Raw genomic sequence first — 14,134 nt, forward strand, 5'->3', positions numbered from 1 at the left:
GAGTAATATTAATTATAAAAACTAGATTGATTGGCTAAAGAAAGAGGTAAGAAAAAATGTTTAATGGTGGTAATATGCAACAAATGATGAAGCAGGCACAAAAGTTACAAAAGCAAATGGAAGAGAGTAAGAAAAGCCTTGATTCACAGGTTTTTACTGGTAAAAGTGCACAAGATTACGTTAAGGTTAGTATGACTGGCGATAAAATTGTGCAGTCAATTGAAATTAATGAGGCACTTGTTGATCCTGATGATGTTGAAACACTTCAAGATTTAATCGTTGATGCAGTCAATGATGCGATGATTCAGATTAATAAAATTTCTGATCAAACAATGGGCAAATTAAGTAAGGGTTTATTTTAAACAATAATTGCGATAAAAGACTTTTAAAAGATTAAAACTTTTAAAAGTCTTTTTTTGTTTATCAGGATATTAAAAATATGCATAATACTATAATAAAATCATATATTATGCATAAAAATATAAAAAAAAAGAAAAAATATTCAAAAAACATTGATAAAAATTCATTTTAGCGTATAATTACAACTATTAAGTGGAAAAAAATATTCGGGAGGTTGAATTACATGAAAGTATCAATTATCGGTGTGACAGGTTATAGCGGATTAGAGCTTGTCCGATTATTGCATAGCCATCCTGAAGTTGAAATAGCAGGGGTGTATGGTACGCAAAACATTGGCAAAAAAATAAGCGAGCTTTATCCACATTTAATGGGTATCTTAGATTTGCCATTAAAAGAGATTAATCATTTAGAAATTATGGCAGCGAGCGATTTGGTCTTCTTTGCAACACCGAGTGGTGTTTCAAGAGAGGCTGCAATTCAATTTATAGAAAATCAATTTCCAGTGATTGATTTATCAGGTGATTTTCGACTTGATTCGGCTGAAAGCTATCAAAAATGGTATAGTAAGCCAGCAACGCATGCTGCACATTTAAAGCAGGCGGTTTATGGGCTAGCAGATTTTTTAGATAAATCTTCAACTGCTGGTACAACCTTAATTGCAAACCCGGGTTGTTATGCAACGGCATCAATTTTATCGCTTGCACCTGTTGTAATTGACGATTTAATTGATCCTGAAAGTATCATTATTGATGCGAAATCAGGATTATCTGGTGCGGGTAAAAAACTATCCGATGCTAGCCATTATGTTGAAGTAAATGATAATATGTCAGCTTATAAAATTAATCAGCATCAGCATATTCCTGAAATTATGCTTCAATTTAATCGATGGAATACCAAAATTCCAGCAATTCAATTTTCAACCAGTCTGATTCCAGTTACTCGTGGCATTTTTGTGACTAGCTATGTCAAATTAAAATCAGATGTTACCTATGAGGCAGTTAAAGCAGCTTATCATGAGCTTTATCAGGATAAGGTATTTATTCGTGTGATGGAAAATGATCAAACGCCGCAATTGAAGCAAGTTATCGGTACAAATTATACAGATATTGGATTATCCTATAATCCAGTAACCAATACCTTAATGGTTGTGACGGTCATTGATAATTTAATTAAAGGTGCTGCGGGACAAGCGATTCAAAATTTAAACTTATTTGCTGATTTTGACCAATTCGCTGGTTTAGATTTTGCACCAGTTTTCCCATAATAATATTTTAAAAGACTGAGCGAGACAAAATTCAGCTTAATAACAATTCAGCATCGAGCGCTGGGTGATTCTCTTTCGAGCTTTCTATTTTTTCGATAAAACAACTAATAACTAAAGTTGTATATTTTCTCTATCTCAAAAGTGTGAAAGCGATTGTTCGAGTATACCTAATTAGCGCTCAGCTAAAACACTGAGCAGAGTCGGAAAGTTTACATTCCAATGGAGCGTGTGTTTTGTAACAAATTATTGTGTGAGTGGAGCGAGCAAGTGCGATAGCACTCAAGCAAAGCTTGATAATAATTTTCTACAATGCTGAGCAGTCATCTCAGCTTTTTACTTAATCCAGTTTCGATGACCAGTATTTAGGAAAATAGATAAATCATGCGCACGTACAGTCGTCCGCTTCCGCTGCTTTCCTAATTTTCTACAATGCTGAGCAGTCATCTCAGCTTTTTACTTAATCCAGTTTCGATGACTAGCATTTAGGAAAATAGATAAATCATGCGCGCGTACAATCGTCCGCTTCCGCTGCTTTCCTAATTTTCTACAATGCTAAGCAGTCATCTCAGCTTTTTATGAAAGGAATAGATAAAATGAAAGAAATTATAGGAAATATTGCTTCTCCAATTGGTTTTTCAGCTGATGGTGTTCATGCAAAAATGAAGAAAGCCAAACGTGACTTAGGTGTTGTCTATTCTGAAGTGCCAGCAAATTGTGCTGGTGTTTTTACTACCAATCAAGTTCAGGCTGCCCCAGTTAAATTAGATCGCGAGGTACTTAAAGGTGGCAAGCTACAAGCAATTATTGTTAATTCGGGTAATGCCAATGCTGTAACAGGTGAGCAGGGTATGATTGATGCGAAAAAAACACAAGATTTGCTAGCAGCAAAATTGTCAATTGAAGCTAGTCAAGTGGCGGTTTGTTCAACTGGAGTGATTGGCAAATGTTTACCGATGGACAAAATTGAAGCCGGTATTGAACTGTTAGACTTAGAGCGTCATCAGCCAGAATATTTTTCTGAAAGTATTTTAACAACAGATTTGGTAAAAAAAGAAATCGTAGTGACCGAGGAATTTGCGGGGAAAACTGTAACAATGTCAGGCGTCGCTAAGGGAAGTGGCATGATTCATCCAAATATGGCGACAATGCTGGCCTTTATTACGACTGATGCGAATATTTCAAGCGAGCTTTTACAGCAAATTTTAGCAGAATTAACCGAGACAACCTTTAATCAAATTACAGTTGATGGGGACACCTCAACCAATGATACTGTTTTAGTGATGGCTAATGGCTTGTCAGGACAAGCAGAGATTCAAAAGGAAAGTGAGGATTACGCGAAATTTAAATTGATGCTAGCTAAGGTCATGTCAGTCCTCGCCCAAAAAATTGCTGCAGATGGTGAGGGTGCAACTAAGCTAATTGAAGTAAATGTTAAGGGTGCAAGGAATAATTTAGATGCACGCTTGATGGCGAAAAAAATTGTTGGTTCACCGCTTGTTAAAACCGCAATTTTTGGTAGTGATCCAAATTGGGGACGGATTATCTGTGCACTCGGCTATGCGGGACCAGCATTTAATCCAGAAGTTGTCGATATTGCCCTTGCTGAACAATTTGTTTTAAAGCAAGCTGTACCAGTATCATTTGAACAAGAGAAAATGCAGGCAGCATTAAATAATAAAAAGGTTGTAATTGATGTCTTTTTAAATCAGGGTGAGTCTGAGGGAACAGCTTGGGGCTGTGATTTGACTTATGCCTATGTTGAGATTAATGCTTTGTATCATACATAACAATTAACAATTAATAATTAAAGGAGGGTTTCAATGTCGCATTTATTTAATAATTATGGTCGAAATGAAAAGATAGAATTTGTTAAGGGTGAAGATGTCTATTTATATGACGCTGATAATAATCAGTATTTAGATTTCACCTCAGGAATTGGTGTAACCAATCTAGGCTATTCCTTTGAGGCACAAAAATCAGCTATAAAGGCGCAGGTTGATCAGCTGATTCACATTCCTAATCTTTATCATAGTAGCCTTCAAGAGGCAGTGGCTGAGTTAGTCGGTGGCGAGGCGTATGTTGGGCTTTTTGTCAATAGCGGGACAGAAGCGAATGAAGCGGCGATTAAGTTTGCGCGCTTAAAAACGGGCAAACCAGAGATTATTACTTTTAAAAATGGTTTTCATGGTCGTACATATGGCTCGATGAGCGCAACAGCGCAAGAAAAAATTCAAAAGGGCTTTGCACCACTAGTACCAGGCTTTAGGTATGCTGATTTTAATGATATTGATTCTGTTAAAGCTTTAATTTCTTCTGATACAGCGGCAATCATGTTGGAACTGATTCAAGGTGAAGGTGGTGTCTTACCAGTTGATAAAGCATTCATTACCGAATTGAGCCAATTAGCTAAAACCAACGACATTTTATTGATGATCGATGAAGTTCAAACAGGTATAGGTCGGACAGGTAAAAAATTTGCTTTTGAAAATTTTGAGATACAGCCAGATGTCTTTACACTAGCCAAGGGTCTTGCAAATGGCTTGCCTGTCGGTGCATTTTTTGCTAAGGCTGAGTATCGCTCAGTTTTTGCACCGGGTACGCATGGTTCAACCTTCGGTGGTAATCCTGTAGCTATGGCCTCTGCTAAGACAGTGCTTGAATATTTAACCCCTGATTTTTTGGCTGAGGTGACTAGAAAAGGTCAGTTTGTCTTTGACTATTTAAAGGAAAATTTAAAGCAGGTGCCAAATGTTGTAAAAATTCAAGGCATTGGTTTAATGGTTGGCATTCAGTTACTCGATTCGGCTCAAATTGCTACGATTATGCAAGAATTGCAGACTGATGGTGTACTCGTATTACGTGCAGGCAAGGATGTGCTTCGCTTATTACCACCCTTAGTAATGAGTCAAGCGCAATTAGAGCTTGGTTTAGAGAAGATTGTTAAAGCTTTAAAGGAGGTGGCTTAATGTTTCAAGGTAGAAGCTTTTTAAAAGAAATTGACTTTACGAAAAATGAATTAATGTATTTGATTGGCTTAACAGGGCATTTAAAGCAATTAAAGCAGCAAAATATACCTCATGAATATTTAAAAAATAAAAATATTGCCTTATTATTTGAAAAAACGAGTACAAGAACACGGTCTGCATTTACGGTTGCAGCCAATGATTTAGGGGCAAATCCAGAATTTTTAGGTAAAGAGGATATTCAGCTAGGCCATAAGGAATCAACTGAGGACACAGCCAGAATTCTGGGCTCAATGTTTGATGGTATTGAATTTCGTGGCTTTGAGCAGACGGTAGTTGAGGATTTAGCGAAATATTCTGGTGTACCAGTTTGGAATGGTTTAACTGATCTATGGCATCCAACGCAAATGATTGCGGACTATTTTACGATTTTAGAGTATTTTGGTAGTTTAGAGAATAAAACATTGGCTTATGTTGGGGATGGTCGCAACAATGTTGCCAATTCTTTATTAGTGACGGGCGCAATTTTAGGTGTCAATGTTCACATTGTTGCACCGAAGGCGTTGCAACCTGAGTCTGAAATTTTAACAATCGCTCAAAATTATGCTTCAAAATCAGGTAGTGCAATTTTAGTGACGGATGATGTCGCAGTAGGTGTCAAAGGTGCAGACGCACTTTATACTGATGTTTGGGTTTCAATGGGTGAAGCAGTTGATTTCAAGGCGAGAATTGATTTATTATTACCTTATCAAATTAACGCCAAATTGCTTGCACTAACAGGCAAAGCAGAGACAATTATTTTGCACTGCCTACCTGCTTTCCACGACACAGAGACAAAAACTGGTAAAGAGTTAGCTGAAAAATATGGCTATACTGAATTGGAAATTACTGATGAAATTTTCAGAAACGAACGGTCACTTGTTTTCACACAGGGTGAAAATCGGATGCACTCGATTAAGGCAATTATGGCAGCAACCTTAGGTAATTTATATATACCAGAATCTATTTAATTTTCTTTTGACTTACAGAGTTGCTGAGGTATTGCCTTATTATTCCTTGTTATTTATTAATAATTAAATATAATTATTTTTATATAGTGAGTAACTTAATAAAGCATATGTTTTTTGAAAATACCTTTTAGAAATTTTCAAAAAGATTATGAAAATAATAGTCAAAAGTATTCTAAAATGCTAAAATAAGGTTGTTAGGGCAAATTGCCCGCAAAAAATTTTAGGAGGCTATTTAACATGGCAATCGTATCAGCAGAAGAATTTGTAAAAGCAGCTCGTGAAAGTGGATATGCTGTAGGTGGTTTCAATACAAACAACCTTGAATGGACGCAAGCAATTTTACGTGCAGCGCAAGCAAAGAACGCACCAATCTTAATCCAAACATCAATGGGTGCTGGTAAATACATGGGTGGTTACAAAACTGCTTACAACTTAATCGTAAACCTAGTTGAATCTATGAATATCACTGTTCCAGTGGCAATTCATTTAGACCATGGTCATTACGATGATGCATTAGAATGTATTGAAGTTGGTTATACTTCAATTATGTTTGATGGTTCTCACTTATCAATCGAAGAAAACTTAGAAAAGACTCGCGAAGTTGTTAAATTAGCCCACGCTAAAGGTGTGTCTGTTGAAGCCGAAGTTGGTACTATCGGTGGTGAAGAAGACGGTATCATTGGTAAAGGTGAATTAGCACCAATCGAAGATGCAGTTGCAATGGTTAAAACTGGTATTGACTTCTTAGCAGCTGGTATCGGTAACATCCACGGACCTTACCCTGAAAACTGGGAAGGTTTAGATTTAGAACATTTGAAGAAATTAAACGAAGCTGTAACAGAAGCAAACGGTGGCGAAGCATTCCCAATCGTTTTACATGGCGGATCAGGTATCCCTGATGACCAAATTCGTGCTGCAATCAAGCTTGGTGTTGCGAAAGTTAACGTTAATACTGAATCACAAATTGCATTCTCTGATGCAACTCGTAAATTTGCTCGTGAATATGATGCTAATGAAGCAGAATACTTCAAGAAAAAATTATTTGATCCACGTAAATTCTTGAAATCAGGTATTGATGCTGTTCAAGGTGCTGTTGAAGAACGTATCGACGTTTTCGGTTCTGAAGGCAAAGCATAATTCGCTTTTAAAACATCATTAAATCAACGCTTGTCACTTGTGGCAGGCGTTTTTTAGTCGTTCTCACTTTTTTATTTGGGCTCAAATGAATGCTCAAATTGACTAGCTGTCGCAAATTATTGATTGTACAACAAATGCCGAGGCATAAGCAAAATTTGTTTATGTCTCAGCACTTTTATATGTGAATGTAAAGCAGTTAGATATCTAAAATTTAATCAGTTCGTTCTGCGATAAACTCGCCATCTAAAGAATAAGTATTGGTATAAGTTGTATACCCCCTAATATCTTCAGCAGAAACGGTCCAAATCCATGAATCATTACTCTGAGATAAAATGACAATTGAGACGCCACGGTAATAAGCTGGTAACTGTTTGACACGATTATCAGTTTCTTTTAATAGTTTTGGGATAATTGCCCAAGGTACCTCTTGATAGTTAATGGTTTGCTTATAGGATAGCGAGATTTCGTTAGTATTTTTTGACCATTTGAAAATCGGATTTGTTGGGTCGTACCAATACTCATCTTGTAGTTTAGTTTTAGGATTAAGGACACGGGTAACGGCGTAACTACCTGTTTTTAAAACAGGATTTCTAAAATGTAGGCTATAGTTAATTAATTGAACCTCTTGATTTTTGAAATCAGGCTTTTCGAGTAGACTTTTCATCGCGGAGCTAGTCTTTGTTTCATTTTGAAAAAGTTCACTTTTAAATGTCGAGATTGTAGTTCCAACACCGATGATTGTCCAAAGACTGCTTGAAGCTATCAAAAAAATAAGACCTAACCACCATTTAGTCCGCTTTTTCCAAAAAATTAGGATTGTAATCATAAGGATTGGGACAAAACCTAACCACCACAGGATGCTCAGAGCTTTGATTAGATTATCTTTAAATTCAGCTGTTTGATACTCAGTCCATCCCAACAAGAGATTAGAGAAATTAATATTAGTTAAAACTAAAATAAATACAATGACTAAAAATAAGATTATTGGTATTAAGATAGTTAATATTCTAGCTATTTTTTTCATTATTAGCTGCTCACTTTCCGTTTCTTTGTCAATTACTAGTATAGCATAAGGCTTTTTAAAGAAGCTTTAAACGATTGAATGCGACTCGAGGCTAAGCGTTCTACTTTCCATTTATGGTAGCAGTGCTAGAATGCTTATTATTAATAAAAAAAGTTTATTTTATGAAATATCTAGTAACAAGTGGAATAGGTATTCTAGTTTTTCAAAGCGTAATATCTTTGCTCAAGCTGTTTGATAAAAATGAGGTGGTCGTTACTGTACGTAATTTAGAAAAAGCTTTGGGTATTGAATTAGGCAAGTAAATTATTTAGATGAATCGAGTTTAGTAAAGGTATTGCTCGAGTACACAGAAAGTAGATTGCTAAACGTCGATTGTGTCACCTGAACATAAATTGAACGAAGGATTAATTACAAACTTCGGTTTAGATTATGCTATTTTAAGAAATAATTGGTATTTAGAAAATGAGGGCCTGTTAATTGACTCGATTAAAAAAGAACAGCCCTTTGCTTCTAACTCTGGTACTGGCAGAGCGGGATGAGTGAAGAAGTCAGATTATGCTGCGGCTCGTATTTTAGCTGGCGTTGCACCGAGTAAATTAATTTATGAGTTAGGTGAGCAGCCTTTAACCTATCCTGAGTAAAAAATTTCATTAATTTCAATGGATAAAAAGGAATATACTGTACAATTGAATTGCAATTGGTCAGCTGTTAATCGAGGTATTCAAATAGATATCAAAAATGGTTAATTAGCTCTGTTTTAGGTAATGATTTAGAGGTGTTATTAGGTCGCCCACTTGCAAAATTGATAGTTTAATTGTGGACAGGGCTTGTGAGTTTAGGGTTTAAAAATTCTATATTAATGAAGAGGTGGGACAAAAGACGTTTAACGGCGTAGAAAAAGGTGCTTACTCTCTCTGATTAAAACTGTGAAAATAGACAAGTCATTTGTTTATTCAGTTAGACGTTTTCTGTCTGATTGAATGACGTATCTGTTTGAAAAGTTTTGAGAGAGGACGCCCGTAAGTTACGAGCATAAAAAAAGGGGTTTGGATTTTTGTCCTAACTCCCTTTTTATATGGTGAAATATTAATGAAAAATATTCTGATAAAAAATAAAGCAGAAGTTTGATTTCAATCATTAAATATTATTTTCTTGCTATGGAGTGGACTCCATACTTTACAATGATACTAATAGTATAGGAGGTACAAAATGAATATTAAAAAGGCAGCAGAAATGTTTGATTTAACAATTGATACACTTCGTTATTATGAACGAGTTGGCGTAATACCACCAGTTCACCGTAACAAGAGTGGCTATCGAGATTATCAAAACAATGATTTGAATTGGATATACTTAGCTAAAAATTTAAGAAACGCTGGATTATCAATAGAGTCTTTAATTGAGTTTGCTGATTTAGCTCAGTTAAGGGGACAACAAGATGTCGAGGCAGCACAAAAGCAAATATTGGCAGATCAGCTGGAGGAATTAGATAAAAAACTAGCCGAAATGCACGAGGTGAGAGATTTATTGGTTTATAAAATTGAAAGCTACGATGACCATCTTGCTAAATTCAAGGCAGGTGAAATGACGCCAGATAAGGTTGAAAAGCTTTGGGAGCGAAAAAAATAATTTTTTTCGCTTGCACTAGAGTGCACTCCAGAGTTTATTCTAAAGATGTAATCAAATTTAAGGAGGAGTTATCAATGAAAACAATCACGTTAAACAATGGTGTTGAAATGCCACAATTAGGTTTTGGCGTTTATCAAATTCCAAATGAAGAAACAGCAGAAGCGGTTTACCAAGCAATTAAAGTGGGTTATCGGTTAATTGATACTGCCTCAATTTATGGCAATGAAAAAGAAACCGGCGAGGGCATTAAACGCGCAATCGATGAAAAATTAGTGACTCGTGAGGCGCTATTTGTGACTTCAAAATTGTTTATCTTACAGACTCCAGAGGAGAAAGCGGCTGATACGATTGAACAATCGCTTAATTTAATGGGCTTAGAATACTTAGATCTATATTTAATCCATCAGCCATATGGTGATGTATACGGAGCATGGCGTGCGCTGGTTGCAGCTCAAAAGGCTGGTAAGGTACGTGCCATTGGTATTTCTAATTTTAAATCATCTAAAATGATTGAATTTGTTGGTTTAACTGAAGTGAAGCCTCAAATTAATCAAATTGAAGTTAATCCTTGGAATCAACGAATTGAAGATGAAGTGTGGCATCAAAAATATGGCGTTCAAGTTGAAGCATGGGCACCGTTTGCTGAAGGTCGTCATGATTTATTTACAAATGAAGTTTTATCAGAAATCGGTAAAAAATACGGTAAATCAGTTGGACAGGTTGTTTTACGTTGGTTAATGCAAAGAGGCATTGTTGCATTAGCTAAATCAGTTCGCCCAGAACGTATGGCCGAAAATTTTGATATTTTTGACTTTGAATTATCCAAAGAAGATATTGAGACAATTACTGGCTTAGATATGAAGGAATCTGCATTCTTTGATCATGATGCGCCACAACAGGTGGAATGGTTTATGAATCGAATGCTGGAAACGGAGAAATAATGAGAAGCATTTTATACTTACTGCCTTTATGTCTCTTTGCATTAACCGGCTGTTTTCAAGCAGACCACTCCAACCAGAAGCAAGCAGCAAGTACTAATTCTAATGGCAACTCTACAAGCAATGCGTTGATTGTTTATTTTTCAAAGCCCGAAATGAATGGTACTGACATCGTTGCAGGGGCAAGTCGAGTAGTGTCTGAAAATGATCAGATTTTGGGAAACGTTGAACAGTTAGCAGATTGGATTTCAGAAGCTACAAATTATCCGACTGCTCGAATCGAAACGGTCGAAACTTATCCTGATGATCATGATACTTTAGTAGATCAAGCAACAGAAGAGCGTTCAACTGATTTTAGACCGGAATTAAAACCACTTGATGCAAATTTAGCAGACTACAATACGATTTATATTGGCTACCCAATTTGGTGGTCGGATATGCCCATGGCGATGTATAGCTTTTTTGAAACTAATGATTTTAGTGGCAAAGCGATTATTCCATTCTCTGTTCATGGTGGTAGTGGCTTAACCGGGACTGTTGAAACTATTGACAAATTAGCGTCTGGTGCGACTGTTGAATCTGATAATGTTTTGAGTGTTTCACGTCATGATGTGCCAGAGGCGCAAGGTGAGGTGAAGGATTGGTTGAAGTCACTTGGTGTGAATTAGCAGAACAAAATAGCTTATATAGTTATTAAGGTATTTTGATAGCCCATTTGGAGGTGCGAATAAATGAAAAAAGTAATTATCATTGGTGCAGGTGGACAAATTCCAGAAGTCTTGATTCCACTTTTACAAGAGCAAGATGATGTTGAATTAACATTATTTGGTAGAAGTGCATCGAAGCTGCCATACGAAAACGTAACTAAAATTTCAGGTAATGCAAGTAACCTGTCAGAGCTTGAATATGCTTTGGTAGGTCAAGATATTGTCTACATGAATTTTGATAATAAAGCTGTGACCGATGTTGTCGTTGAAGCAATGGAAAAAACTGATGTGAAACGGATTATTCAAGCAGGTGTTTTAAGTGTTTATGGTGAAGTTGCGGAGCCCTTTGCCACATGGAATAGTCGAATGATGGGTGGGCGTGTTGCCAATAATCGCGGTATAGTGACACTGGAAGCGAGTGATTTAGACTATACCTATATGCGTATGACATGGCTTTATAATGGCTCAGACAAGGCTTATGTTGTGAGTCCAAAAGGTGAGCCATTCTTAGGCGTTCAAATTACAAGACGGGCAATTGCAGAGTTTGTTTGTGATAATATCACAGGTAAACGCAACGATCTAAAGGCAAGTATTGGTCTGTGGGAACCTGGTTCAGAAAATAAAGCAAAGCCAGTTTTTTATTAAATTTGAATTAAAGGGAGTAAACCATGAAATTAGCGGAAATTAAAGTTGAAGACATTGTAAAAGTAGAAGGTAATGATAATCAATGGGGTCTTGTTTATGACAATGCCATCACTGAAAACAAAGCGGGTGAAGTCAATATTCATCCAACAACCTATGACTTAAACGGCATTAAGGTTGTAGCAAATATCTATACACCAGCTGGATATGATGCAAAGAAAAAATATTCTGCAGTCACAGTTGCACATCCAAATGGTGGGGTTAAAGAGCAGGTTGCCGGTTTATTCGCTCAAAAACTAGCAGAACACGGTTATATTACTATTACTGCAGATGCGGCATTCCAAGGTCAATCAGGCGGCGAACCACGTATGGTCGACTGTCCAGAATACCGTGTTGAAGACATTCATGGTATGGCAGATGCAATTTCACTTTTCCCGGGCGTTGATTATGATCGGATTGGTGCTTTTGGTGTTTGTGGTGGTGGCGGCTATACACTCCGAGCTGGTCAAACGGACAAACGCTTTAAAACAGTTGCAACTTTATCTGCCTTTAACTCAGGCTTAGTTCGTCGTAACGGCTTTGTGGACTCACAAATTAATACCATTCAAGAACGCTTAGCACAAGCCTCAGAAGCAAGAAATAAACGTATTCGTGGTGGAGGCGTCGATTACACACCTGACCTAAAGCTTTTGAAGCCAGAAGAAGCCGATAAATTACCATATGATATGTATAAGGAAGGCTATTACTATTATGCTGTTGATTATGCCCATCCAAAATCATCATTTATCTACACACAAGAGAGCTTATTACAGCTTGCAACCTATGATGCTTCTGTCAATATGGACTTAATCAATGTGCCATTATTGATGATGGCTGGTAAATTAGCGGATTCCTTCTATTTGACAGAAAAAGCCTTTGCCAATGCAACAGGAACTCAAAATAAAGAGCTATTCTTGATTGAAAATGCACATCATATTGAAACTTACTGGAAACCAGAATACGTTAAAATTGAATTGAAGAAATTAGTTGAATTTTTAGATAAAAATCTTAAAGGAGCCTAATGATGATTGAACAACCATTTGCATTAGGTCAACTTTCCAAGGACAACCATTATTTTAATGGTGATGTCTATCTGGAAGAGTTAACGAAAGAACCAATTCGTGTGACAAATGTGACGTTTGATACAGCAGTGCGCAATCATTGGCATATTCATCACAAGGGTGGCCAGATTTTACTTGTGACTGCTGGCTTTGGCTGGTATCAAGCATGGGGTGAGCCTGCGCAATTTCTTAAAACAGGTGATGTGGTTAATATTCCTGCTGAATTAAAGCATTGGCACGGTGCTGCAAGGGATAGTCAGTTTGTTCATATAGCAATTTCTGTTCCTGCTAAGGATGCAAGCACTGAATGGCTTGAAGTAGTTAGCGATGCGGATTTTGATAAATTAAAGAAGGATTGAATATGAACAGTTTAACAATTAAGTTACAAGGGTCGTTTGTTGTTGGGGGTAAAACAATTACAGCACCCGGTCAATTTGAATTTGATGATGCGCTGCAAACTGCTGGGCAAACCCGTCATGGTGATCATGCCTACGTGGAATATCAAGTGTCTGAAAATGCAAACAAATACCCATTGATATTTCTTCACGGAGCTGGTCAATCAGCCGCCGGTTTTCAAACAACACCAGATGGCAGAGCATTTTGTTTTAGCGATTAATCGTCATGGTGGTCAAGCAGAGCTTTTACGATTGCCAGACCTCGGTTTTAAAGTCAACACGTACTTTATGTTCCAAGATTTAAATAATCAAGAAGTAGCGAATATTATAGATGATTGGTTAAAAAAACATCAGTTAGGAGGAAGATAACCATGGTAAGCCTAGATAAAAAACAAGTTAATTTCATTGCGACAGCAGTATATGCGACTTTAGGAGATTTAGATAATCTAAAAATTGCTTTTGGAAAAGCATTAGACGAGGGCATGACAATCAACGAAGCTAAAGAAGCGATGTTGCATGTTTATGCGTACGCTGGTTTTCCTAGAAGCATTAATGCGACAAATGTTCTACGAGTTTTGATAGATGATAGAGCTAGCGCTGGGAAAAAAGATGCTGTCGGTGTTGCTTCTAGCGAGCTGTCAGCGGAGATTGATAAAAATAAATATGGTGAAGAAATAAGGACTTCTTTAACTGGTCCTAGACCACAACCTGCTTATGCTAAATTTTCACCAGCACTTGATGATTTTTTGAAGGAGCATTTGTTTGCTGATTTATTTGCAAGAGTAACCTTAACTCAATTAGAACGTGAGTTAATTACGATAAGTGTCTTAGCAACCCTTCAAAATGTGCCAGCTCAGCTTGAAACACATACTAAGATTGCCCAAGGTATTGGTTTGACAGACGAACAGGTGGAGGCTTTTGAACAAATTATCTTTAATTTATTAACCAATGGGATTTGAGGTATG

The 14,134-nt window shown here is 36.8% G+C and carries 17 protein-coding genes; 16 read left to right on the top strand and 1 reads right to left on the bottom strand.

Features of this window, described 5'->3' with window-relative positions; genetic code table 11:
• Positions 1–56: 56 nt before the first annotated feature.
• The 6 genes from HOY35_RS02275 (at position 57) to HOY35_RS02300 (ending at position 6,734) form a co-directional block, all read left to right on the top strand.
• Positions 57–362, top strand: coding sequence for a YbaB/EbfC family nucleoid-associated protein (locus tag HOY35_RS02275; protein ID WP_172210388.1), 306 nt, complete (start codon positions 57–59; stop codon positions 360–362).
• 221 nt (positions 363–583) lie between these two features.
• Positions 584–1,624, top strand: a complete 1,041-nt coding sequence (gene argC / locus HOY35_RS02280) for an N-acetyl-gamma-glutamyl-phosphate reductase (RefSeq protein ID WP_172210390.1) — start codon at positions 584–586, stop codon at positions 1,622–1,624.
• 593 nt (positions 1,625–2,217) lie between these two features.
• Positions 2,218–3,411, top strand: a complete 1,194-nt coding sequence (gene argJ, locus HOY35_RS02285) for a bifunctional glutamate N-acetyltransferase/amino-acid acetyltransferase ArgJ (RefSeq protein ID WP_172210391.1) — start codon at positions 2,218–2,220, stop codon at positions 3,409–3,411.
• 33 nt (positions 3,412–3,444) lie between these two features.
• Positions 3,445–4,590 (top strand): acetylornithine transaminase, encoded by a 1,146-nt coding sequence (locus HOY35_RS02290; RefSeq protein ID WP_172210392.1) that lies wholly within the window; start codon positions 3,445–3,447, stop codon positions 4,588–4,590.
• On the top strand, positions 4,590–5,597 hold the full coding sequence (gene argF / locus HOY35_RS02295; RefSeq protein ID WP_172210393.1) for an ornithine carbamoyltransferase: 1,008 nt from the start codon (positions 4,590–4,592) through the stop codon (positions 5,595–5,597). Before HOY35_RS02290 ends, argF begins: the two co-directional genes overlap by 1 nt.
• Before the next feature lie 237 nt (positions 5,598–5,834).
• Positions 5,835–6,734 (top strand): class II fructose-bisphosphate aldolase, encoded by a 900-nt coding sequence (locus HOY35_RS02300; protein WP_172210394.1) that lies wholly within the window; start codon positions 5,835–5,837, stop codon positions 6,732–6,734.
• 211 nt (positions 6,735–6,945) lie between these two features.
• Here HOY35_RS02300 and HOY35_RS02305 read toward each other — a convergent pair whose 3' ends face one another.
• Positions 6,946–7,758, bottom strand: coding sequence for a hypothetical protein (locus HOY35_RS02305; RefSeq protein ID WP_172210395.1), 813 nt, complete (start codon positions 7,756–7,758; stop codon positions 6,946–6,948).
• 392 nt (positions 7,759–8,150) lie between these two features.
• Between HOY35_RS02305 and HOY35_RS02310 the strand changes: the two genes are divergently transcribed.
• The 10 genes from HOY35_RS02310 to HOY35_RS02355 all read left to right on the top strand — a co-directional run bounded on the left by HOY35_RS02310 (position 8,151) and on the right by HOY35_RS02355 (position 14,128).
• Positions 8,151–8,297, top strand: coding sequence for a hypothetical protein (locus tag HOY35_RS02310; RefSeq protein WP_172210396.1), 147 nt, complete (start codon positions 8,151–8,153; stop codon positions 8,295–8,297).
• 670 nt (positions 8,298–8,967) lie between these two features.
• Positions 8,968–9,387: a MerR family transcriptional regulator gene (locus tag HOY35_RS02315; protein ID WP_172210397.1), complete on the top strand. Its 420-nt coding sequence runs from the start codon at positions 8,968–8,970 to the stop codon at positions 9,385–9,387.
• A gap of 74 nt (positions 9,388–9,461) precedes the next feature.
• A complete protein-coding gene (locus tag HOY35_RS02320) occupies positions 9,462–10,328 on the top strand; it encodes an aldo/keto reductase (RefSeq protein ID WP_172210398.1) in 867 nt (288 codons plus the stop codon).
• Positions 10,328–10,993: a flavodoxin gene (locus tag HOY35_RS02325; protein WP_172210399.1), complete on the top strand. Its 666-nt coding sequence runs from the start codon at positions 10,328–10,330 to the stop codon at positions 10,991–10,993. The genes HOY35_RS02320 and HOY35_RS02325 overlap by 1 nt, the downstream gene beginning before the upstream one ends.
• A 63-nt stretch (positions 10,994–11,056) precedes the next feature.
• Positions 11,057–11,677, top strand: coding sequence for an NAD(P)H-binding protein (locus HOY35_RS02330; protein WP_172210400.1), 621 nt, complete (start codon positions 11,057–11,059; stop codon positions 11,675–11,677).
• A gap of 23 nt (positions 11,678–11,700) precedes the next feature.
• Positions 11,701–12,735, top strand: a complete 1,035-nt coding sequence (locus tag HOY35_RS02335) for an alpha/beta hydrolase (protein WP_172210401.1) — start codon at positions 11,701–11,703, stop codon at positions 12,733–12,735.
• A 2-nt stretch (positions 12,736–12,737) separates the two neighbouring features.
• Entirely contained in the window at positions 12,738–13,133 is a 396-nt protein-coding gene (locus HOY35_RS02340; RefSeq protein ID WP_213173236.1) for a cupin domain-containing protein, read from the top strand.
• Positions 13,134–13,135: 2 nt separating this feature from the next.
• Positions 13,136–13,390 carry a hypothetical protein gene (locus HOY35_RS13380; RefSeq protein WP_213173237.1) on the top strand — a complete coding sequence of 85 codons (255 nt, stop codon included), beginning with the start codon at positions 13,136–13,138 and terminating at the stop codon, positions 13,388–13,390.
• Positions 13,362–13,538 carry a hypothetical protein gene (locus HOY35_RS02350; RefSeq protein WP_172210404.1) on the top strand — a complete coding sequence of 59 codons (177 nt, stop codon included), beginning with the start codon at positions 13,362–13,364 and terminating at the stop codon, positions 13,536–13,538. Before HOY35_RS13380 ends, HOY35_RS02350 begins: the two co-directional genes overlap by 29 nt.
• A 2-nt stretch (positions 13,539–13,540) precedes the next feature.
• A complete protein-coding gene (locus HOY35_RS02355) occupies positions 13,541–14,128 on the top strand; it encodes a carboxymuconolactone decarboxylase family protein (protein ID WP_172210405.1) in 588 nt (195 codons plus the stop codon).
• The last annotated feature ends 6 nt before the right edge of the window (positions 14,129–14,134 follow it).

Origin of the sequence: Enterococcus sp. MMGLQ5-1 (genome assembly GCF_013155265.1) — a bacterium.
Classification (GTDB): Bacteria; Bacillota; Bacilli; order Lactobacillales; family Streptococcaceae; genus MMGLQ5-1.